Raw genomic sequence first — 22,543 nt, forward strand, 5'->3', positions numbered from 1 at the left:
GAAGTGAAACCTCTTAGCGCTGATGGTAGTGTGGCACTTGCCATGTGAGAGTAAGTCATCGCCAGCTTTTAAATTAGAAACACCCCTAACTAAACGGTTAGGGGTGTTTTTTATTGCGTGGAATTTTTATAAATAAGAAGAGCGTCAAACCAAGACGTTAAGAGTCGGACGAGTCTGTTATTGCTACTCAAAATCCAGCATGCTATAGAAAAGAGATTTTTAATGGCATTATGCAAGAAAGACCCTATACAGATCTGTAAAGTTGAAAGCTCCTGAGAGCTTGGATTGGGCCAGTTATCCCTATGTTATTCCAGCAGTGAATGATCTGGAAACTATTGAATTTCATCCAGAAGTTACATTTTTTGTTGGAGAAAATGGTTCGGGAAAGTCTACTATTCTTGAAGCACTGGCACTAGCATTGGGCTTTTCAGAAGAAGGGGGTACACGTAATGTTCAACTTAATACGGCAACGACCAGCTCGGTTTTACATCAATCTCTACGCACAATAAAAAGTTATAAAAAGCCTCAGGATTATTATTTTTTGCGTGCTGAAAGCTTTTATAACGTAGCAACTTACATGAAAGAGATTGATTATCTAGTTGAATATGGAGGAGATATTCATCGTCGCTCTCATGGAGAGGCTTTCTTAAAACTCTTAACGATGAAACTGAAAGGGAATGGATTATATCTTCTAGATGAGCCTGAGGCAGCTCTTTCTCCTACCATGTTGATGACAACGTTATCGGTAATCGACCGTTTATGTCAGGCACACTCTCAATTTATTATTGCAACACATTCTCCCATTCTTCTGGCTTATCCAAATGCAAAGATTTACCAGTTTTCGGAATCGGGAATTAGACAAGTGAGCTATGAAGAAACGGAACATTTTCGGGTAACAAAGGACTTTCTCAATAATTATCAAAAGAGAGTAACGCAAATTTTGGAACAGTAGTTAAAACTTTTCCTATTTAACCATTTGAAAAATATTTCTTTTTTATAATTTTTATTTTTCTACTTTCTTCATAGATTCACAAGCCTATAATGATTGAGAATCATTTTAAATCTAATAAGGAAATAACATGTCAACTGATCAGCAATTTCCAACACCTACTAACTTAGGTATCGCGGTTTACTCAAATAATGCGGAAGCGATTGGTAATACACCTTTAGTGCGTATCAACCGTCTTATTAAAACGGGTGCAACTGTCTTAGCAAAGGTTGAAAGCCGTAATCCTGCATTTTCAGTGAAATGTCGTATTGGTGCTGCTTTGATTGCGGATGCGGAAAAACGCGGTGTACTGAAAGCTGGCATGCATATTGTTGAACCAACCAGTGGTAATACAGGGATTGCCTTAGCATTTGTGGCAGCGGCAAAAGGTTATCCAATTACCTTGACCATGCCTGCAAGTATGAGTTTGGAACGTCGAAAAGTATTAAAAGCATTAGGTGCAAATCTAGTACTGACGGATCCGGCAAAAGGGATGAAAGGTGCGGTGGATGAGGCTGTTCGTTTAGCTACTGAAAATCCTGAACAATATTTCTTACCGCAACAATTTGAGAATCCAGCCAATCCACAGATTCATACAGACACCACTGGCCCTGAAATTTGGCAGGCAACCAATGGTCAAGTGGATATTCTAGTAGCAGGTGTTGGTACGGGCGGGACCATTACTGGGATTTCACGTTATTTTGAACAGGTTCAGAATAAACCACTGTATTCAGTTGCAGTTGAACCTGCTGAATCGCCGATCATTACCCAAACCAAACGTGGTGAGAGCATTACACCTGCACCGCACAAAATTCAGGGCATTGGCGCAAACTTTATTCCTAAGAATCTGGACTTGGATTTGGTGGATGAAGTGTTACCAGTGAATAGCACTGATGCAATTGAGTGGGCAAGAAAATGTGCAACTCAAGAAGGGATCTTGGTCGGTATTTCGAGTGGCGCAGCATTGGCTGTAGCAGCACAGATTGCAGAGCGTCCTGAAAATGCAGGCAAAACCATTGTGGTGATCTTGCCTGATAGTGGAGAGCGTTATTTATCTTCAGTTTTATTTGAAGGTTTATTTGAGGAAGCTTAATTCCATTATTTAGCCAATAAAAAAAACCATGCTATTTACGCATGGTTTTTTATTTTTGATTATTTTTAAAGTGCTTTTTTCAAGGTTTTTTCGTGATGTTTAACCGAGCGAGCATACTTTTTCCCTTTATGGCGCGTCCAGAAACTACGTTGATATCCTGTAGGGCCGACATTGTAATAAGCTACAGCTTTAGACCAGCTACCCGCTGATCGATAGTAGGTTGAGAGGACATGCGCGCCACAGTTAATATTGACATTTTCATCATAAAGATCGCCTGGGCAAGACTGGCGCCAATGACTGGAAATGATTTGTGTTAACCCAATAGCACCCGTTGGTGAGCGGGCAGCGCTATTGTAATTGGATTCCTGACGAATCAGGGCAGCCAGTAAAGTTGGTGAAACATCGTAACGTTCAGCACTCTGGATAATCATGGGTGATAAACGATTTGCCGTGTTTGGGGAAACAGAATAAGCAGTTTGTAAACCAGACGAGAGTTGATTCGAGCGATTTGCAAATGATCCACTTAAGCTGCTACACGCAGAAAGGCTCACCGCGATGATGATAAGACTAAGCTTTAAAAATATTGAGCCGAGTGCGTTAGAAGCAATACCTTGATTCGATGATGTAGAGACGATTTGCAAAACCAAGACCCGAGACAAAATAAAATTATTAGGATGGTATGCACTCGGTTTAGGTGAGTCAATAGCAGTTGTTTTACCGTATTTATTCTTTTAAAGGTCATATAAAAAAGCCCCAACGTCCTGTTGAGGCTTTTCATATTTGGTTTCTTGCCGCCAACTCCTGTCGACGACCACATCCTGTGTTCTTGTTATTCTGAATGAGACATCCTGTCTCTGTATGATTCATATATTAATGAATGGAAAACGAACTGGATATTCGCCAATCACCCCAACCGATGTAGGTTTTTACTGACAAATTTTATAAAGCTTCTTTTAACGATTGTTCATGTCGTTTGACTGAACTGGCATAACGTTCGGCTTGTTGGCGCATATATGGGCTTCTTCGATAGCCTGTCGGTCCAACATTGTAATAACCCAAGGCTTTTGCCCAATCTCCAGTCGATTGATAGTAATTCGCTAAAATATAGGCGCCACAATTAATATTGACGTGTTCGTCATACAAATCGCCTGGGCAAAATTGCTGCCAGAATTTTGGACGAACCTGAGTTAAACCAACCGCATCAGCAGAAGATCGTGCAAAAGTTCTATAGCTAGATTCCTGACGAATCAGTGCAGCTAGTAAATGGGGTGAAATATTATGTTTTTCTGCTGTTTTTAGAATGATGGGGGCAACGCGATTCGCAGTGGTGGGTGGAACGGAATAAGCGTTCTGAATGCCCGTTGCAAACTGTTGAGACTGACGTACCGAAGGGCCTTGAGTACTGGTACACGCAACGGTTAAATAAGTACTGAAAAGGATAATACTCAATTTGACAAAAGTAATTTGAAACCGAGAAAAGCTAAATTTGTTGTAAATTATCATCGTAAAAAAAGACTGACCATCATATATAAAACATGCGGATAGTAGGTAGCAAGTCGTTGAGAGTCAATGCAGAATAGTAAGTTAAATCGTTTAGTTTTATGTCTTAAGAAAAATGCTAGGACAATAAAAAAGCCCCGACATCCTGTCGAGGCTTTTCATATTTGGTTTCTTGCCGCCAACTCCTGTCAACGACCACATCCTGTGTTCTTATTCTTCTGAATGAGACATCCTGTCTCTCTATGCTTCAAATATTAGTGGATAGCGCACAATGTGTATATTCGCCAATCACCCCAAGTATTGTACGTTTTAACTTACATTAGTTTTCGGTTGGCGTTTGTTCTGGATGAGTTGTCATTTTTCCGCCATAAAGAATTCATGCTATTGCAGTAAAAACGTCATCAAAGCTTGCTTAAATTTGCATGATTTTTTTACCAAACGAATAAAATGATGAACAAGAAAACCTTTTTGGCTGTGATGTGCTGCACAGCTTTTGGGCTGGTTGCCTGTAATGATGATAATAAGCAAGATCAGACCACACCCACAGAAAAAGTGACCGAGCCTACCTTAGTCTCTTTTGCCAAACTTCCTGTAAAAACTTATACAGCTGGCCCAGACTCGGGTAAAGCTGTGAGTGGTGCCAATGGGATTTATCCGCCATTTAAAGGGCAACCCGTACAAGGTTTTTCTGCTGCTTTAAAAAATGATGACGGCAGTTATATGGCGATGGCAGATAATGGTTTCGGCACGCAAGACAATTCAGCCGATTTCTTATTGCGTATTTATAAAATCAAAGCAGACTTTAAAACCAAGAGCAAAGGTACAGGACAAGTGACTGTGCAAGATCTTATTCAATTACGTGATCCGAATAAGTTGACTCCTTTTGAAATCATCAATGGCAATACCACTGACCGTTTATTGACTGGCGCGGATTTTGATCCAGAATCTATGCAACGTGGCGCAGATGGAACGTACTGGATTGGTGATGAGTTTGGCCCTTATCTGCTGCATTTCTCGGCAGACGGTGTGTTGCTAGATGCGCCGATTGGATTGCCGAATCCATTGAATCCGACACAAGAATTACGTTCACCACAAAACCAGCTCAATAAGGCCAATATCAATTATGTTGAGCCATTGGTTGGACGGAGTAGTGGTTTTGAAGGGATGGCAATTTCACCTGATGGCAAGTATTTATATCCATTACTGGAAAAGCCATTGCTCAATGACTCGACTGGACGCTTGTTAATTTCCCAATTTGATATTCAGAAAAAAGCTTATACAGGTCTTTATTATTGGTTTGAGCTGGACAGTAAAGCTACCAATATTGGTGATTTTCAACTCTTTAATGATAAAGAAGGCATTATCATTGAGCGTGATGCCAGCCAGAATAATCTCGGCGGACATAAAAAGCTGATTCGGATTAAGTTCAATGAACCGAAACAAACGGTAGCGCGTGAAGATCTGGTCGACTTGATGAAAATTGCCAATCCAGATGCGCTGTACGGCACAGCGCGAGTAGGGGATATTGGTACAGGTAAAGTTTTTGCTTTCCCGTTTGAGACCATTGAAGATGTGATTATTGAAGATGGTACGACCCTGACCGTATTGAATGACAATAATTTCCCTGGTTCATCGGGACGCAATGCCAAAGAAGCTGATGATAATGAAATTATCCAGATTCGTTTACCCAAAGCATTATTTTAAACAATAGGTAAAAATCGCCGAAATGATCATTCCGCATTTCGGCTGAAGGCGTATACTGATTGGGCATAAGGAGTCCTCATGTCTGAATCAGTGTTGCGCCCAACCCATATCGAGTATGGTTCAAAATCGTTTACTGCGATTTTATGGTCCTTGTTCTTTGCCGGTTTTGCGTCATTTTCATCGTTGTACTGTGTCCAGCCAATGATGCCGATCTTTGCAGAATTCTTTCATGTGACACCCACTCACAGTAGTTTCCCGTTATCTTTTTCAACCGTTGCGCTTGCGATTGGTCTGCTATTTACAGGTTTTATTTCTGATCGTTTTGGCCGTAAGCCGATCATGGTCTTTGCCTTATTCTTGGTCTCAATTTTATTGCTGGTGAGCGCTTCTTTTCCTGTTTGGGAAATTTTCCTGACCACCCGTGTTTTTATTGGTTTGGCTGTTAGCGGCGTTGCTGCGGTAGCGATGACTTATATCGGTGAAGAAATTGCGCAAAAAGATATTGGTTTTGCGATGGGACTATATATTTCAGGCACTGCGATTGGTGGCATGGGCGGACGTTTGATTGCAGGGGTGCTGGTTGATTTTATCTCTTGGCAAGCAGCGACCTATGCGATTGGTTTTATCAATTTCATTATCGCCTGTCTATTTTATTTGTTATTACCAAAATCACAGCATTTCAAACCCTATCCATTCCGCTTTTCCCGTTTTAAGGCAGCTTTTGAGCAGAATTTAAAAGATCCAAAATTACGTATTTTATTTGCCCAAGGATTTATTTTAATGGGTTGTCTGGTGACTGTATTTAACTATATTAGTTATCACTTGCTGGAAGCACCTTTCAATCTTTCACAAACATGGATTGGTCTGATTTCGATTGCTTATCTGGCAGGAATTTACAGTTCACCTAAAGCTGCGCAATGGGGCTTTAAATATGGGCGCGATAAGGTATTGCCAGTCTTGTTATTGACGATGATGCTAGGGTTACTGATTACTTTAATTCCTTCTCTCTGGACGATTCTGCTTGGGCTGATTATTTTTACTTTTTCATTTTTTGCCGCGCATTCCACCGCAAGTAGCTGGGTCTCGGTGCAGGCTGTGCAATACCGTGCAGTCGCGTCCTCGCTGTATTTACTCTGCTATTACATCGGTTCAAGTTTATTGGGCAGTAGCGGTGGGTTGGTCTGGGAAAATTTTGGCTGGACGGGCATCACTTTTATGGTTGCGGTGTTTTTAATCTTTGGTCTTTTGCTGGCATTAAGATTGAAGTCTAGGGCTGTTTCAGAATAACAAGGGAAGTGCCGATTTTATTATTGATTCAAGGTTTTTAACTCTGATCGTGATGTCTGAACAAAAGTTGATACTTCCTTTATTGAAAGTATTGATAAGGTAAAGCAGAAAATAATGCATAAAATATGAACATAATCGTTGTATAAGTGTAAAATATAAAGATAATGATTCTCATTTTATGTGGAGAGTCTTATGCATCGTTCTATCTCTCAATATCGAATTTTTCCAAAAAGTGCAATTTATCTGGCGCTTTATACGTGTTGGGTTGGAACAGCCTATGCTGCCACGGAGGCGGCAACAGCACAGACCAATATTTTGCCTACAATTGTAGTTACAGCAGATGATTCATTGGAAAATAATTACACCAAGAAAAATGCCAGTACTTCGACCAAGCTCAATTTAAGCGTTAAGGAAACCCCTCAGTCGGTCTCGGTGATTACACAAAAACAAATGGAAGATATGGGGGCAACGAATCTAGGGGAAGCTTTATTAAATACTACAGGGATTATTCTAACGGGGGACAATACTGAACGAACCAACTTCTCGATACGTGGGTTCAACATGGGGGATGGCTGGAACTCTAATTTGATGCAGTACGATGGAGTGGCTGTCAATGCAACCAATGTCGCTTCGTCAAAACCCGATATGGCTATGTTGGAAAGCGTTGAAGTATTACGTGGGGCAGCGGGTTTGTTGCAAGGTTCAGGAGAACCCGCAGGCACGGTGAATCTGATTCGTAAAAAGCCAACGGCTGATTTTCATGCTAGCGGTGCAGTGAGTTATGGATCATGGAATACAGTCCGTGGGGAAGTCGATGTTTCCAACCGTTTAAATGAATCAGGAACAGTAAGAGGGCGACTGGTTTTAGCTTATCAAGATGGTGATTCATGGATGAAAGCCGTTACGCGCGACAGTAATTTACTTTACGGAATTATCAGCGCGGACCTGACAAAAAATACTTTACTTAATTTTGGCTATTCCCAACAGAAAGAACATGCGGTGCCAGTGAACAGTTTGCCTCGTTATTCAGATGGATCTGATATTGGACTGGATCGAGATAACTGTGGTTGTGATTACCGAGACTTTTGGGATAAGAAAAATAGCCAGGCTTTTATTGATTTGACCCACCAGTTCGAAAATGGATGGATGGTGAAGGGAAGTTATTTAAGAGCTGATATTGATATGGACATGGCCTTTACCAGCCTTGCCTTTGCTAGCACAGGTGCGATTGATAAGAGTAATCCAAAGGCAACGATCAACAAATATGGCTATCGTTATAATCAGCAACTTGATGTGTTTGATTTCTTTACTAAAGGTACATTTAACTTGTTAGGCCGTGAACATGAGTTAGTTGCGGGGATCAATCATCAGAAAAGTGATATACCTGGACAATGGACCAGCTGGGATACCATGATGGCGGATGGTTCATTGTGGGATCGTCAAGCCAATACCAAACCTGTTGGTGTTGAGCAAATGCAAGTAAATGTGTTTGACTTTGATCCTTATGGTCTACCTTATGCCGCGCCACGTTATGATCAAGATGGCGGCCGTTCGTATGTACAAACTGAGCAAACTGGCCTTTATCTGACGACACGTTGGAACTTGGCTGATTCACTCAAGTTGATTACGGGTGTCCGAGAAAGTAATTTTAAATATGATTCAGAATATCAAAGTAATGTGACGGGTAAATTTGTCGACAGTCGTGCTGTTCATTATAAAAAAGATAATATTTGGACACCTTATGTCGGCTTAACTTATGATTTTAATGATACCTATACGGGGTATGCGAGTTTCACAGATACATTCGTTGTGCAGAATGTCAAAGATCGTAATGAAAAATTGCTTGATCCAGTTCAGGGTAATGTCTACGAAATTGGGGTGAAAGGAAGCTTTAATGACGATAAACTGATCGCATCAATTGCAGCTTTTAGAACAAATCAAATTAATCGAGCTATTCAGGATCAGAGTAGTAAAGGGCAGTGTGCCTTTAATGGTGGAGAAGGATATTGTAATACCTCTGCTGGCGAGGTGATCAGTGAAGGGATTGAAACCGAATTACGTGGAGAAGTATTACCAAATTTAAATCTTTCAGCAGGTTATACCTACAATACAACAGAATATAAAAAAGATATCGCCAAGCAGGGCCAAACTTTCAATGAAACTACACCTGAACATATTGCTCGTTTATTTGCGACGTATAAGTTACCCAACAACTTAACTGTGGGTGGTGGAGTAAATTATCAAAGTGAGTGGTTAATCGGACGTTATGGCTCTAAACCTGCAAAACAGGAAGGCTATGCACTGGTTAACTTGATGGCAAGCTATCCATTGAGTGAAAATATTACGATTGCTGTTAATGCCAATAATGTCTTGGATAAAAAATATTATTCATATTTAACAACAGACTCGAATCGTTATGGCGATCCACGGAACATGAAGTTAACCCTCCGCGCTAAGTTTTAAAATCGTTTGAATCATAGAGGGGTGGTATTTTCAGCCCTCTATGAATTTTGTGTAGGTATTATAAAATTTCTTGGGAATATTTATATTTTGTTTAAACTTTATACAAATAATTTGTTATCTCCTTGTTCTTGAATATTTTATAAACAGGGAAAATGAATGAAATTCATGTTAAAATGATCGGCTTTCATCTTTAGATGTCTCTCCTCCATCTGCTAGCCGAGATTCGCAAGCTATGTCTACTGCCTATACCACGCAGACTGCGCCAAAAGCGCTGTTTGATTACGACAAATATTGGGCGTCGTGTTTTGAACCCGCACCATTTTTGCCGATGTCACGAGAAGAAATGGATCTGCTCGGCTGGGATGCATGTGACTTTATCTTGGTGTGTGGGGATGCCTATATTGACCATCCTTCATTTGTATCGGGTGTGATTGGGCGTGTGCTTGAAGCACAAGGCTTCCGTGTCGGCATCATTGCTCAGCCAGACTGGACCAATGTCGAGAGTTTCCGTGTTTTAGGTAAACCGACCATTGCATGGGGTGTGACCGCTGGAAATATGGATTCGATGATTAACCGTTATACGGCAGATCGTAAAATCCGTTCTGATGATGCGTATTCACCAAATAATGAACCGAACAAGCGTCCAGACCGTGCAGCAACAGTGTATTGCCAGCGTTGTCGTGAAGCTTTCCCTGATGTGCCTGTCTTGCTTGGCGGGATCGAAGGCAGCTTACGTCGTATCGCACATTACGATTACTGGTCAGATAAAGTCCGTCGTTCTATCTTGATGGATTCGAAGGCTGATTTATTGATGTATGGTAATGGTGAGCGTGCCATTATCGATGTGATGCATCGTTTAGCCAAAGGTGAAAAAGTTCACGAGATTACCGATGTTCGCGGTACCGCATTTATTATCAATAAACATAACAAACAATCGAAAGCTAAATTCGTTGAGATCGCAAGTAACGATGTCGATACGATTGGCCGTGTTGATCAGATCATCAACCCTTATGTGATGACTGAAGATATTGACGGCTGTGAAGTTGAAAAAGAAAAAGGCAACTCACTGGCTCAATACCAGAACTTCCAGAAAGAATTCGTTGCCAACCCAATTGTCCGTGAAGGCGACAATCTAGATCCAGATACCCAGATCGTACAGCTTAAGCCTGCACCATCGAAAGCGATTAAACATAAATTACCGCCACGTGAACTTGCTGTGATCCGTTTGCCTTCTTATGAAGAAGTCGCCAATGATCAGGTTCTGTATGCACATGCCAACCGTATTTTGCATCTTGAAACCAATCCGGGTAATGCCCGTGCCTTGGTACAACGTCATGGCGAACGTGATGTCTGGATCAACCCACCACCAATTCCTTTAACTACTGAGGAAATGGACTACGTTTTTGATTTACCTTATGCACGTTTACCGCATCCTGCTTATGGCAATGCGCGTTTCCCTGCATTCGATATGATCAAATTCTCTGTGAATATCATGCGTGGCTGCTTCGGCGGTTGTACTTTCTGTTCGATTACAGAACATGAAGGTCGTATTATTCAAAACCGTTCGGAAGATTCAATTTTGCGTGAAATTGAAAAAATCCGTGATACCGCACCAAATTTCACTGGCATTATTTCAGACTTGGGTGGCCCAACTGCAAACATGTACCGTTTGCACTGTAATGATCCTGAAATTGAAAAGAATTGCCGTAAACCATCTTGTGTTTACCCAGGGGTGTGTCAAAACCTGCATACCGATCACGCACCGTTGGTTCAGCTTTATCGTAAGGCGCGTGACATCAAGGGTGTGAAGAAGATTCTGATTGGCTCAGGTCTGCGTTATGACCTTGCGGTATTAAACCCTGAATATGTGAAAGAGCTGGTTCAACACCATGTCGGCGGTTATCTGAAAATTGCGCCTGAGCATACCGAAAATGGCCCGTTATCGAAGATGATGAAGCCTGGTATAGGCACCTATGACCGTTTTAAACAGATGTTTGAGCGTTTCAGTAAGGAAGCAGGTAAGGAACAATATTTAATTCCGTACTTTATTGCTGCGCATCCGGGTACCACTGATTACGACATGATGAATCTGGCGATCTGGTTGAAGAAGAATGGCTTCCGTGCCGATCAGGTACAGACCTTCTATCCATCACCAATGGCAACCGCGACCACAATGTATTACTCGGGCAAAAACCCATTGTCTAAAGTGGCGCGTTATACGGAAAATGTGGATATTGTTAAAGGTGAAAAGCGTCGTCGCTTACACAAAGCGTTCTTGCGTTACCATGATCCAAACAACTGGCCTCTATTACGTGAAGCCTTGAAAGACATGGGGCGTGTAGATTTAATCGGAAATTCAAAACAGCATTTGATTCCGACTTATCAGCCACAAGGTACGGCTGAAGGTGAATATAAGTCTGCCCGTAAAAAGAATTCTTCTGTTGCAGGAGATTCGGCAAAACGTGGTCAAGGACAATCTCGTTCACAGTCGGGTCAGAAACATCCGCAAAAAGGTCAGGTATTAACCCAGCACAATGGTTTACCACCGCGTGAAACAGGTGAGAAAAGACCTTTTTCGGGCAAGCCAAAGTCTAAAGCAAAAGCCCATCGTTAATTTGATGGCAAAAAAGGCATGATATTTCATGCCTTTTTTATTTACATATTGGGTAAATGTTTATAATTTGACCACAAAACGCGCTGTATTCGAAACATAAACTGACAATAACGACTTGAATAATCAAAGCGTAATGATTATAAATAAAGAGCAGAGGGCAGTTACGACTTTGGTCGTCTGGGAAAACACGATTAAAAAACTTAAGTTTGCACTGCAAAATGAATTTGCTATCGCTGTTATTGATTAAAAAAATTGGCTTAAAGCCAAAAATGATTATAAAAAATCTAAAGGGATTGGTTAGTAATGTATTATTTCATAACAATAGTTGGGTTGCTGTTGATCACAGCACTCGCACTTCGCCGCCTACAACAAAACAGGCGCCAAGATAGTCCATTAAAACGCCGCGGTATTTTAAATATTGCCGAGCAGATTACCCTAATGCGTTTACAAGCCGTTTTACCGCGTCATACCGTATTGGCACATGTGTCTTTTGACGCCCTATTAACAACCAAATTTGCGCATACGCGCCGTAAATATCAAGGTTTAGTGGCTGATTTTGTGGTGCTAGACCAGCAACATCAAGTACTCGCGATTATTGAGATTGCAGACGAGTCTTATGTGAATCGTCTGCATCAGAAACATTATCAGGACAGTTTGCTTGAGTTAGCAGGCTATCGCGTATTGCGCTATAGCAGCATTCCGACCGAGCAGGAATTGAGAGAAGATCTGGTGCCGGATTTGTTTGAACCGATGACAATTCCCACCACAGTGACATCAACCTCAATGCCTAAGATGGAGCGGATGATGAAATATAATGAATTCGCCGTGAAATCGTATTAATCAGGGCGAACAGCGGTTACTGTCATTTCAACCAAAACATCAGGTGCATAGAGTTTAGATTCTACACAGGTACGTGCTGGGGGATGTCCCTCAGCAATCCACGCATCCCATACGGCATTCATGGCTGCATAATCTCGTTCGATATCTTTTAAAAAGATCGTAATCGATAAAATATGAGTCTTGTCTGTACCCGCATCTGCCAGAAAACGATCAATATTATCTAAAGTTTGCTGTGTTTGTGCACTTACGTCGACACTGGTGTCATCTGCCAATTGGCCTGCGAGATGAACAAGATTTCCTGAAATTGCGACTTCGCAAAAACGTGAAGTGACATGAAGTCGTTGCACAGACATAGCTATTCCTTAATCAATCATATACTGACTGGATTGTACTTGATGCGATTGAACAGCAGTGTAATTTTGTATAAATCAGGCTAAAAAAGTTTCTATTTCCATTAAAATATCAGTAGGTGAAGAAGAAATGGAGAGCTGAAGATGAGGGATTTTGATTGGAAAAATAAGCAACTAAAGAACATCGGAAGTGCCCTGTAATCTTCGGATTTGATCGTCACGCCAACCACAGGAGCAGATGCTAAAAGCGAGGTTTTCTTTAGCAAGGCACATAACATGGATAATGTTACTGCGTTGTTTAGAGTACTGAAAATTGCATAAAAAGCAAACATAAATTTGAGCAATAATCACGCTTTTGTATAAAAAAACAGCATTACCATAAAGAAAGCTGTGATTCGTCTTGTGCCGTTTGAAGCTGGTAAACACCTACCCCGACCAGACGGAATTGAAACGCTGGATCGATATGCATTTCATTGAGTAACTGTAAAACCACTTGCCCTAAATCCTGTTGTGATTGTAAGGCCTGTTTAAAGCTTTTACTGTGCTGCAAAACCTGAAAATTCTTGAGTTTAAGTTTTACATTGACCCCGCGTGCGGTCAGTTGTTTTTTATTCAGACTCCGCCAAACTTGCTCAGCAAGAGGCTGCCATGCATGGCGACATTGTTCGAGTGTATAGTCATCATCAAAGGTAATTTCTTTGGAAATTTGCTGGCGTTCGCGTTCCGCTTTCACAGGTCGATGGTCAATTCCCTGCGCATATAAATAGAGCTGTTTGCCATATTTCCCAAAATGATGAATCAGGATATTCTCTTCGATTTTTTGCAGATCACCCAGTGTATGTAAATTGAGCTGGCTTAATCTTTCCTGAGTGACTTTACCGACACCGGGAATTTTGTTTAAGGCTAAATCCTGAATAAATTTCAATACTTGATGTGGTTTAATCACAAATAAGCCATTGGGTTTATTCCAGTCCGATGCGATTTTTGCCAGAAACTTGTTGGGCGCCACACCCGCAGAGGCCGTCAGTCCTGTGGTTGCAAAAATATCGGCACGGATTTGCGCCGCCACTTCGGTCGCACTCGGAATATTCTTTAGATTTTCAGTCACATCCAGATAGGCTTCATCTAAAGATAAAGGTTCAATCAAAGGTGTATATTGCTGAAAAATATGATGGATTTGGGCTGAAACTTCACGATATTTTTCAAAGTTTGGTTCAATCACCACCACATGTGGGCAGAGTTTTCTGGCTTGTCCCATCGACATGGCAGAGCGAAGTCCAAAGACACGGGCAGGATAGGAGGCGGCAGCAATGACGGCACGCGGATGGTGTGAAGATACCACGACAGGTAAATCTTTGAGATCAGGGCGTTCTCTCAGCTCGACTGATGCATAAAAGGCATCCATGTCAATATGGATGATTTTTCGTAATTCATTTGGCATCTTGAATGCCTTGCTGTTTCAGAAAAATCCGCCATTGTTTAGGCGATTCGGCATAAACGTTTAAATCCACAGCTTTGGGAATACCTGCAATTTTTCCCTGACTGCTATGTTGCCAAAACGTCCATTGGCGGTCATCTTTGAGCTCAGGTTTGCCGTCATAATCTCTAACCCAAAGCGGCGTTTCAGTGAAATTCCCCATCAATACAATATGGTAGAAGCTTTTCGAGATATAAAAGATTGGCTGTTTGCCATAATGCTTGTGTAGTTGGTCGTGCATGACCTGAATTTCTTTCAGTAATTGCTCTTTGGTATAGGTGTTAATGCAATTACTGTCATACTCAAGATCAATGGCAGGCGGTAAGGCATCCGCTTTTTTAGGTACGGTCGCGATAAAGTTTTCAGCTTGTACCTTGCCATCACGACACAGACGGTAGAAATGATAGGCACCGACATGTAAGCCTTGTTCACGGGCCTTGAGCCAATTTTGCTGAAAATTACTATCACGAAAATCACCACCTTCGGTGGCTTTGAGATAGACGAATTGATACTGCATCGGAGAGATTTTTTTCCAGTTGATCTCACCTTGATGATGCGAAACATCAAAACCACGAATGGCATAGTCTTGCGCAACAGCTTTCTGTTGGTAGAACAGTCCGAAATAACTCACCACACCCAGCATGACAGCTAAACCGACACTGGCATAGGTCGGATAGTGTTGAGAGAAGGAAGAAGCTACGGATTTCTTTGCCATATTATCAGTGATTATGCGAGGTCGAGATGAGTGCCAGATTTGCAGTATTGATCATGTAGTGATTGTACCCGTTTCGCCTTGGCATTGACCATCTGACTACCAAATTGTTCCACAAATCTACAGGAAGCATAAGGTTCTGCACGTTGCTGATAATCACGCACCCAAGCTTCCCTGATTGCCAAACCTTGAGAATCCACAGGCCATACACCGAGACGCAATCTGTTCATTCCAATGCGCCACGGTTTTGGACTAATTCGGGCTCGAAAACAGTTCTGGTTTTTACACATCCGTACATAGTTAGGATCAGCCTGAATGGCATTAAACAGTAATTGAGCATCCTTTCCATTGGCTTCAAAAGTTTGATGCATTGCCAGAATACGATAACCCTTAGGCGTGCGGTAAACACGCAAATGCCAGTGAGGATGCTGTTGAGAAAAATTTCGGATCAAGGCGAGTGAGCGCTGTTCAGGTGTCGTTGTAAAACGTTGTTGCAGTCTGGATAAGCTTTTGGCAAAAATACGGGTGAATAGCAATGAAATAATCAGTCCAATGACCAAAATCATCCATGACATAAAATAAGCAGCCACAGTGATTGAAAGTAACAATAGCAAGAAAAAAGCAGCAAAATGAACAGTCAAATGAGAGGACTCTGCAAAGTCGATATCAGCAAAAAGCACATCAGGGGTATTTAAACACAAGGCACCATAGCCATTACGCGTAATAATTACATCATCATGCTGAGCAATAATTTCTTCACGAATTGGCAGACCTTCGGCACCGTTATAGGGGACTTTATGCTCAATTCGACGGATATGTTCGCCAGATTTGATTTTCTCAATTGCCTCGGCAACACGTTGTTCCGCATGGACATGTGCTGCCTCTGCACTTTGATCAGACCAGCCAAAACGCTTAAGCGTGTAAGGACGTCCTGCAATGCTAGTTTTTATTTTGGCTTCAGCCCAGTACTGGGGAATAATCATTGAATATTTTCCTTATTATTTTTAATTGGTTTTAATCACAAAGCCTTTATTCGGTGGTTTCTTTTGGAATCTGCCAAAACACCCATGCGGTCAGGATATTGATACAACCCAAAGCAATCAAGGTGGCATGGAATGCAGTACTAATAGATGCGGTCGAGAAATATTGTCCAAAGACATTGATCAAGGTACCTGCCAGCGCCACACCAATACTCATGGAAAGCATCATAATCATCGATAAGAAGCTGTTACCGCTGCTGGCATCCTGTTGAGGCAAGTCTTTTAAAGTTAAGGTATTCATACCAACAAACTGGAGTGAATTCAGTGTACCAAAGATAAAGAGATGCAGGATTTTTAGCCACAGGGGTGTTGCCGCCGTCATCAGGGAAAAACTGGCGATACATAGACCGACTAAAACGGTATTGGTCAGCAGGAAACGGCGATATCCGACCCGTTGAATCAATGGACGTACAATGGGCTTGGAAAATAATGAACCTAATACCATTGGAATCATCATCAAGCCTGTGATGAAGGGTTCGAAACCAAATGCGACCTGTAGCATGAGCGGTAAAATAAATGGAATTGCATTACTACCCAAACGGGCAAAGAAATTACCCAGAACCCCGATTGAGAAAATCTTGTAGCGAAATAATCGCCCATGAAATAGCGCGTTTTGATGGTTATGCGCATGATAGGCATATCCCACCGCAGCAATCATTCCAGTCGTCAATAAACCGAGACTCACCAAACGTGGATATTGTGGTGCTGCGATATTTTCGATTCCCAAAGCGAATCCGACCATTGCCACCATCAATAAGATAAAACCGCTCAAATCAAATGATTTTACCGTCGGTTCTTTCTGGTTAGGCATGACTTTAAGGGTCATGATCATACCCAAAATACCCATCGGAATATTAATCAGGAAAATCCAGTGCCACGTGGTGACTTCGACTAGCCAGCCCCCTAAAGTTGGGCCCATTAAAGGGCCAACCAATCCAGCAAGACTCATCAGGCTCATCGCAGAAAGGAATTGTGAACGTGGAATCAGCTTTAACAGGGCCAAGCGTCCTACAGGCATGAGCAGTGCGCCGCCGATGCCTTGAATCACACGGAAAAATAACAGTTGTTCTAAGTTCTGGGATAAGCCACAGCCGAGCGATGCCAAGCTGAAAATGATCATGGAACTGAGATAAATATTACGGATACCAAAGCGGTCTGCCAGCCAGCCACTTAGGGGGATACAAGCTGCAACGGACAACACATAGGCCACAATAACGCCGTGCATTTGCAAGGGATTTTCATTGAGCTGAACAGCCATTGCTGGAATTGCGGTATTGACGATCGTGGTGTCCAGTGCCTGCATAAAAAAGCCAATGGAAACTAGAAGGACCAATAATCGAAATTCGGGCTGGACTGCTTGATGTGTTGTGGTTGTCATGAGCCTTGATGAGTAAAAATTCAGCTTTAGTTTAATGCAAATAGGCGTGAAATAAAGACAAAAATTGTCAAATAGCGGTCATGAAACTGACATTAAAATGTCATCGAATTTGCATCACCTGATACTAGATTAGCCATACAAAATAAATTGTATGGAATTTGATCATGAAATTTAAAATTTCAGTTTTATTGACAGCGTTACTGTCGGTGGGGTTAGTGGCGTGTAATGATGATAACGACAACACAACGCCAACACCAGAAATCGTTGAACCGACACCAGAAACAATTAAGCTGAGCTTGTTGGGGCGCTACGAAACCAATATTTTTGCCCAAAGTGCGGCTGAAATTCCAGCCTATGATGCTGAAACCAAACGTCTATTTGTTGTCAACGCACAAAAGGGGCTAGTTGATGTACTAGATGCATCTAAACCTGAAAAGCCAATACATATTGCCGAGCTATCTGCACGTACTTATCTGGTCAATTCGGAAGTGAATAGTGTTGCGGTGAAAAATGGCATTGTTGCACTTGCGGTTCAGGCTGAGCAGAAAACGGATACGGGAATCGTGGTATTTTTTAATGCCAAAGATTTAAGCTTTATCAGCAAAGTCAGTGTGGGTGCTTTACCCGATATGCTGACTTTTAGCCCTGATGGTAAAACCGTTTTGGTGGCTAACGAAGGTGAGCCGAATGATGATTATTCAGTTGATCCAGAGGGCTCTGTCAGCATTATCGATATTAGTAATATCAAGCAACCTAAGGCCAGTGTGGCAGACTTCAAAGCATGGAACACGCAAAAAGCTGATCTATTGGCAAAAGGAGTACGTATTTTTGGGCCAAATGCGAGTGTCGCTCAAGACTTGGAGCCTGAATATATTACGATTTCGGCGGACAGCAAAACTGCATGGGTCACATTACAAGAAAATAATGCCATTGCACGGATTGATATTGCTCAGCAGAAGGTCACTGATATTTATCCATTGGGCTATAAAGATCACGGTGTTGTGGGAAATGAGCTGGATGTCAGTGATAAGGACAAGAAAATTGATATCAAAACATGGGCTGGCCTAGTGGGGATGTATCAACCTGACTCGATTGCCAATTATCAAGCCAATGGTCAAACCTATTTAGTGACTGCCAATGAAGGTGATAGCCGTGAATGGTTAAAAGATTCCAAAGCGTATTATGCGGGTAATACCCGTCAAGGTTTTGTTGAAAATATTCGGATGAAGCATTTATTTAACAGTAAGGGCTTCAATACAGGAGGCGACTATCCTGCGCATCTGCAAAAGCTGGCAGTCGGCGTGAAAGGTGCCAAGCTCAATCCAGTCACTTTTGCCTATTGTGGTGCAACAGAAACAGGTGTAGGTGGATGCCGTGATGATGCGCAATTAGGTCGCCTGAATATTGCATGGAATATGGGTTATCAGACCAATGCGGATGGTTCTCCGAAACTGGATGCCAATGGTCTGCTGACTTATGACAAGCTTTATGCATATGGCGCACGTTCATTCAGTATCTGGAATACCCAAGGTCAATTGGTCTGGGATTCGGGTAGCGAGTTTGAAAAGAAAACGGCTGAGTTGTTTCCTGATTATTTTAATAGTGACCATGAAGCAGTTGCGTTTGATGATCGTAGTGATAATAAAGGGCCTGAACCAGAAGGGATTACTGTCGGTACCATTGGTCAAAAAACTTTTGCCTTTATTGGACTAGAGCGAATGAGTGGCATTATGGTCTATGACATTAGCACGCCAAATAAACCGAAATTTATTGAATATTTTACCACGCGTAATTTTACTGAAACCGAGACTGCAAAACAGGGTGATTTAGGGCCAGAAGGTCTGATCTTTATTGCTGCAAAAGATTCACCAAATGGTAAGCCTTTGCTTGTGGTGGGGAATGAAGTGAGTGGTTCCACCGCAGTGTATCAAGTCAATGTGCACTAAACGCTAACCATAAAAAAGCGGATCAAATCGATCCGCTTTTTTTATATTCAAGTCTTAAACTTCAATATGGCTAGGTGCATTCAAGTTTTTAATGACGCTTGAGATGTGTTCAAGCGTTTCACAAACAATCACTTTGGCACGATGTTGAGGCGGTAAAAAGCCTTCTTCAACAGCATGATCTAGTTGTGCAATCAGTGCATCGTAAAAACGGTTAACGTTATAGATAATCATGGGTTTCTGGTGCTGGTTGAGTTGTCCCCATGTCGCAATTTCCAGAATTTCTTCAAAAGTGCCTAAACCACCTGGTAAAGCAATAAATGCGCTGGCACGTTCAGCCATAAGCGCCTTACGCTCATGCATGGTCTGAACAATATGTAGCTCAGTCAATCGATGATGGGCAATCTCATAGTCCAGCATGAACTCAGGAATGACACCAACGACTTCACCGCTATGTTCAAGCACGGTATCGGCGACTTGTCCCATCAGACCAATGCTGGCGCCGCCATAAACAATACCAAAACCTTGAGTAGCAATATGCTGGGCCAGTTCGATGGCCTTATCACGATAGATGGGCTTGTTGCCGGTACGTGAGCCGCAATAAAGGGCAATGAGAGATTGAGTGGTTTTTATGGGAGTAGGGGTAATGCTTTTCTTTTCAGTCATTATTAGAACACTATTCATTCGTTTATTTTCACCTTATCATTTTCGTTGTGCTTGTCTAGGCTAATTGAGGTTTATGACAGTTTTATGCACATTTTACATACAAAGCTGTTTTGTAACGCTTAGAAAGAATTTGCAAACAACATCAACATAAAAAAGATGAATTTCAGTTAAATCTTGCCTATACTGAAAATCCTTTTATTAATTTATGTCCCTCTATGAGTAGTGGTTGTTGTCGCTCCGCATTGTTCTTATTTCCTACAAAAAATGTTTTGGCTCATCGTGCCGACCTTTTAAAAATTCAACTTCATAACAATATTGCTGATTTTGCAGAGGAGTCACGTCAATGATTCTGGAATGGATGTCTGACCCCGCTGCATGGGTTGGTTTAGCAACATTGGTGGTGCTCGAAATTGTACTAGGTATCGATAACCTTGTTTTTATTGCAATTTTGGCAGAAAAATTACCGCCTGAACAACGTAACGCTGCTCGTAGAGTTGGTTTGATTCTCGCCTTACTGATGCGTTTGGGATTGCTTGCGGCAATTGCATGGGTGGTGACACTAACTGAACCACTGTTTCATATTTTTGATCATCCTTTTTCTGGTCGTGACCTGATTTTGCTGTTTGGTGGCGTGTTCTTATTATTTAAGGGCACCATGGAACTGCATGAACGAATTGAAGGTAAGCAAGCGCTGAAAGAAGAAAGCCCAGTACATGCTACTTTCTGGATGGTTATTGTTCAGATTGTAGTTTTGGATGCCGTCTTTTCTTTAGATAGTGTGATCACGGCTGTCGGTATGGTGAAGCATCAAAGTGTAATGATGCTGGCAATGATTATTGCTGTTGGTATCATGCTTTGGGCATCAAAACCACTGATGGATTTCGTCAATAAGCATCCAACAGTGGTGATCCTGTGTCTTGGCTTCCTGATGATGATCGGTTTCTCATTGGTGGTGGAAGGTTTTGGTTTCCATATTCCAAAAGGCTACTTATACGCAGCGATTGGTTTCTCGGTGTTGGTTGAAGTAGTCAATCAGACCATGCGTCGTAACCAAGAGAAGATGGTGACGACAACAGATTTACGTTATCGCACCGCTTCTGCCGTATTGCGTATGTTAGGCAATAAAGGCAATGGCAATGAAAGCCAGAGCAATGAAGCTGAAGATGTATTAGCGACGCAAGCGTATGCCAAAGAAGTCTTTGATGAAGACAATGGTGTGTATCACAGTGTTTTGGTACAAGGTGTACTTGGTTTATCTGAGCGTCCAGTCAAGTCCGTGATGACACCACGTCCAGAGTTGGAATGGTTAGATCTGGACGATGATCCAGCTGAGCTAAAAGAACGTTTAATGGCAATGACTCATTCACGTTTGATTGTTGCACGTGGTGAGCTGGACAATATTGAAGGTATTGTACTCACCCATAAAGTGTTGAATGAATACATTGAAACGGGCGCGATTGATTTCAGTAAACATCTACGTGAACCTGTGATTGTGCATGAAAATGCGCAAGTATTGATGGTCATGGAACAGTTACGTCAGGCACCGTTGCAAATGGCAATTGTCCTGAACGAATATGGTTCGATCGAAGGGATTGCAACGCCGATTGATGTATTAGAGGCGATTGCTGGTGAATTCCCTGATGAAGACGAGCTAGAAGCAGCGGCAGAAAGTCTTGATGATGGTTCGATGTTGCTGGAAGGTTCAACTGACATTCGCCATGTGTCTTTGTTATTGGGCAAAGATTTAGTGGACGAAAGTGAGGAATATTCAACTTTGTCAGGCTATATCTTGTTCCACCTTGGCCGTTTACCTGAAAATGGTGACACGGTTGAAGTTGATGGCTATCGCTTTGAAGTGGTAACAATGGATGGGCACAAAATTGAAAAAGTGCGCATTATTGCCAAAGAGAAGCCTGTCGAGAAATAACAAAGCTGTATTATTCTGAATAGCCTTGAGTTTGACCGTTGTGATGCAATGGTTTTACTCGGGCTATTTTTATTTGAGAATTCAAAATGATTTTGTCAAAGAATTGTCCTTGTGGACATGGACCTTATGCTGAATGTTGTCAGCCCTTGCATTTGAAACAACAGACAGCTCAAAGTGCAGAGCAACTCATGCGCTCGCGTTATAGCGCTTTTGCTTTGCAACAGATTGATTATATTCTGGAAACAACAGCTTTAGGACAACAGTCCGCTTTGGATCGTGCCGCGATTGCCGACTGGAGTCAATCCAATCAATGGCTGAAACTAGAAGTGGTACAACATCAGCCCAAGCTGGATAAAACCCATGCATTGGTTGAGTTCAAGGCACATTATCATGATGGCAAACAAGCGCATGTTCATCATGAAATTTCACATTTTGTCTTGCATCAACAGCAATGGTATTTCCTTGATCCCACACTGGACATGCAAATCACCATGAAACAACCCTGCATTTGTGGCTCGGGGAAAAAATTTAAACAATGTTGTGCACAATTCATCTAACTTT

General features: G+C 41.9%; 17 protein-coding genes and 1 pseudogene. 10 read left to right on the forward strand and 8 right to left on the reverse strand.

All coding sequences use genetic code 11. From position 1 onward, the window contains the following. The first annotated feature begins 230 nt into the window (after positions 1–230). Positions 231–952: pseudogene (locus tag PJ15_RS13920) on the forward strand (AAA family ATPase). 127 nt (positions 953–1,079) lie between these two features. Beyond that, positions 1,080–2,081: a cysteine synthase A gene (gene cysK, locus PJ15_RS13925; RefSeq protein WP_047431794.1), complete on the forward strand. Its 1,002-nt coding sequence runs from the start codon at positions 1,080–1,082 to the stop codon at positions 2,079–2,081. Positions 2,082–2,146: 65 nt separating this feature from the next. Here cysK and PJ15_RS13930 read toward each other — a convergent pair whose 3' ends face one another. Together PJ15_RS13930 and PJ15_RS13935 are read right to left on the reverse strand one after the other, a co-directional pair. Further along, positions 2,147–2,665 (reverse strand): lytic transglycosylase domain-containing protein, encoded by a 519-nt coding sequence (locus PJ15_RS13930; protein ID WP_200046199.1) that lies wholly within the window; start codon positions 2,663–2,665, stop codon positions 2,147–2,149. Between the two features lie 355 nt (positions 2,666–3,020). Next, entirely contained in the window at positions 3,021–3,584 is a 564-nt protein-coding gene (locus PJ15_RS13935) for a lytic transglycosylase domain-containing protein (protein ID WP_004773907.1), read from the reverse strand. A 447-nt stretch (positions 3,585–4,031) separates the two neighbouring features. Between PJ15_RS13935 and PJ15_RS13940 the strand changes: the two genes are divergently transcribed. From PJ15_RS13940 to PJ15_RS13960, 5 genes are all read left to right on the forward strand, one after another. Further along, positions 4,032–5,285 (forward strand): esterase-like activity of phytase family protein, encoded by a 1,254-nt coding sequence (locus PJ15_RS13940; protein ID WP_047431797.1) that lies wholly within the window; start codon positions 4,032–4,034, stop codon positions 5,283–5,285. Positions 5,286–5,363: 78 nt separating this feature from the next. Beyond that, positions 5,364–6,572 (forward strand): MFS transporter, encoded by a 1,209-nt coding sequence (locus PJ15_RS13945; protein WP_005255635.1) that lies wholly within the window; start codon positions 5,364–5,366, stop codon positions 6,570–6,572. Positions 6,573–6,764: 192 nt separating this feature from the next. Continuing rightward, the gene (locus tag PJ15_RS13950; protein WP_047431800.1) at positions 6,765–9,035 is read left to right on the forward strand and encodes a TonB-dependent siderophore receptor; all 2,271 of its coding nucleotides are present in this window, start codon (positions 6,765–6,767) and stop codon (positions 9,033–9,035) included. A gap of 232 nt (positions 9,036–9,267) precedes the next feature. After that, the gene (locus PJ15_RS13955; RefSeq protein ID WP_005255630.1) at positions 9,268–11,649 is read left to right on the forward strand and encodes a YgiQ family radical SAM protein; all 2,382 of its coding nucleotides are present in this window, start codon (positions 9,268–9,270) and stop codon (positions 11,647–11,649) included. 303 nt (positions 11,650–11,952) lie between these two features. Further along, positions 11,953–12,489 carry a DUF2726 domain-containing protein gene (locus tag PJ15_RS13960; protein WP_004773912.1) on the forward strand — a complete coding sequence of 179 codons (537 nt, stop codon included), beginning with the start codon at positions 11,953–11,955 and terminating at the stop codon, positions 12,487–12,489. On the opposite strand, the gene PJ15_RS13965 is transcribed toward PJ15_RS13960, so the two are convergent. From PJ15_RS13965 to mdtD, 5 genes are all read right to left on the reverse strand, one after another. After that, positions 12,486–12,842, reverse strand: a complete 357-nt coding sequence (locus PJ15_RS13965; protein ID WP_004773913.1) for a RidA family protein — start codon at positions 12,840–12,842, stop codon at positions 12,486–12,488. The two genes, PJ15_RS13960 and PJ15_RS13965, sit on opposite strands and share 4 nt — an antisense overlap. A 370-nt stretch (positions 12,843–13,212) precedes the next feature. Beyond that, positions 13,213–14,280 (reverse strand): DNA polymerase IV, encoded by a 1,068-nt coding sequence (gene dinB, locus PJ15_RS13970; RefSeq protein ID WP_047431803.1) that lies wholly within the window; start codon positions 14,278–14,280, stop codon positions 13,213–13,215. Continuing rightward, positions 14,270–15,031 carry a GH25 family lysozyme gene (locus tag PJ15_RS13975; RefSeq protein ID WP_047431806.1) on the reverse strand — a complete coding sequence of 254 codons (762 nt, stop codon included), beginning with the start codon at positions 15,029–15,031 and terminating at the stop codon, positions 14,270–14,272. Before PJ15_RS13975 ends, dinB begins: the two co-directional genes overlap by 11 nt. A gap of 11 nt (positions 15,032–15,042) precedes the next feature. Continuing rightward, positions 15,043–16,011: a hypothetical protein gene (locus PJ15_RS13980; protein ID WP_047431809.1), complete on the reverse strand. Its 969-nt coding sequence runs from the start codon at positions 16,009–16,011 to the stop codon at positions 15,043–15,045. Between the two features lie 46 nt (positions 16,012–16,057). Beyond that, complete coding sequence (gene mdtD / locus PJ15_RS13985) at positions 16,058–17,446, reverse strand: multidrug transporter subunit MdtD (protein ID WP_047431812.1); 1,389 nt, start codon at positions 17,444–17,446, stop codon at positions 16,058–16,060. Positions 17,447–17,610: 164 nt separating this feature from the next. Here mdtD and PJ15_RS13990 point away from each other — a divergent pair, with 164 nt between their 5' ends. Beyond that, complete coding sequence (locus tag PJ15_RS13990; RefSeq protein ID WP_047431814.1) at positions 17,611–19,392, forward strand: choice-of-anchor I family protein; 1,782 nt, start codon at positions 17,611–17,613, stop codon at positions 19,390–19,392. A gap of 54 nt (positions 19,393–19,446) precedes the next feature. Here PJ15_RS13990 and PJ15_RS13995 read toward each other — a convergent pair whose 3' ends face one another. After that, a complete protein-coding gene (locus PJ15_RS13995; protein ID WP_032810853.1) occupies positions 19,447–20,073 on the reverse strand; it encodes a TIGR00730 family Rossman fold protein in 627 nt (208 codons plus the stop codon). 325 nt (positions 20,074–20,398) lie between these two features. On the opposite strand from PJ15_RS13995, the gene PJ15_RS14000 reads away from it, so the two are divergent. Together PJ15_RS14000 and PJ15_RS14005 are read left to right on the forward strand one after the other, a co-directional pair. Next, positions 20,399–21,982, forward strand: a complete 1,584-nt coding sequence (locus tag PJ15_RS14000; protein WP_047431817.1) for a TerC family protein — start codon at positions 20,399–20,401, stop codon at positions 21,980–21,982. Between the two features lie 86 nt (positions 21,983–22,068). After that, entirely contained in the window at positions 22,069–22,539 is a 471-nt protein-coding gene (locus tag PJ15_RS14005; RefSeq protein WP_047431821.1) for a YchJ family protein, read from the forward strand. Positions 22,540–22,543: the final 4 nt, after the last annotated feature.

The organism is Acinetobacter sp. neg1 (genome assembly GCF_000788125.1).
Lineage (GTDB): Bacteria > Pseudomonadota > Gammaproteobacteria > Pseudomonadales > Moraxellaceae > Acinetobacter > Acinetobacter vivianii.

What these genes read in the sequence shown, in the direction of transcription:
- PJ15_RS13975 (WP_047431806.1), bottom strand. Translation starts at nt 15,031, where the DNA reads ATGGCAAAGAAATCCGTAGCTTCTTCCTTCTCTCAACACTATCCGACC.
- PJ15_RS13980 (WP_047431809.1), bottom strand. Translation starts at nt 16,011, where the DNA reads ATGATTATTCCCCAGTACTGGGCTGAAGCCAAAATAAAAACTAGCATT.
- PJ15_RS14000 (WP_047431817.1), top strand. Translation starts at nt 20,399, where the DNA reads ATGATTCTGGAATGGATGTCTGACCCCGCTGCATGGGTTGGTTTAGCA.
- PJ15_RS13950 (WP_047431800.1), top strand. Translation starts at nt 6,765, where the DNA reads ATGCATCGTTCTATCTCTCAATATCGAATTTTTCCAAAAAGTGCAATT.
- PJ15_RS13990 (WP_047431814.1), top strand. Translation starts at nt 17,611, where the DNA reads ATGAAATTTAAAATTTCAGTTTTATTGACAGCGTTACTGTCGGTGGGG.
- PJ15_RS13935 (WP_004773907.1), bottom strand. Translation starts at nt 3,584, where the DNA reads ATGATAATTTACAACAAATTTAGCTTTTCTCGGTTTCAAATTACTTTT.
- dinB (WP_047431803.1), bottom strand. Translation starts at nt 14,280, where the DNA reads ATGCCAAATGAATTACGAAAAATCATCCATATTGACATGGATGCCTTT.
- PJ15_RS13945 (WP_005255635.1), top strand. Translation starts at nt 5,364, where the DNA reads ATGTCTGAATCAGTGTTGCGCCCAACCCATATCGAGTATGGTTCAAAA.
- PJ15_RS13940 (WP_047431797.1), top strand. Translation starts at nt 4,032, where the DNA reads ATGAACAAGAAAACCTTTTTGGCTGTGATGTGCTGCACAGCTTTTGGG.
- PJ15_RS13955 (WP_005255630.1), top strand. Translation starts at nt 9,268, where the DNA reads ATGTCTACTGCCTATACCACGCAGACTGCGCCAAAAGCGCTGTTTGAT.
- PJ15_RS13965 (WP_004773913.1), bottom strand. Translation starts at nt 12,842, where the DNA reads ATGTCTGTGCAACGACTTCATGTCACTTCACGTTTTTGCGAAGTCGCA.
- PJ15_RS14005 (WP_047431821.1), top strand. Translation starts at nt 22,069, where the DNA reads ATGATTTTGTCAAAGAATTGTCCTTGTGGACATGGACCTTATGCTGAA.
- PJ15_RS13995 (WP_032810853.1), bottom strand. Translation starts at nt 20,073, where the DNA reads ATGAATAGTGTTCTAATAATGACTGAAAAGAAAAGCATTACCCCTACT.
- PJ15_RS13960 (WP_004773912.1), top strand. Translation starts at nt 11,953, where the DNA reads ATGTATTATTTCATAACAATAGTTGGGTTGCTGTTGATCACAGCACTC.
- cysK (WP_047431794.1), top strand. Translation starts at nt 1,080, where the DNA reads ATGTCAACTGATCAGCAATTTCCAACACCTACTAACTTAGGTATCGCG.
- mdtD (WP_047431812.1), bottom strand. Translation starts at nt 17,446, where the DNA reads ATGACAACCACAACACATCAAGCAGTCCAGCCCGAATTTCGATTATTG.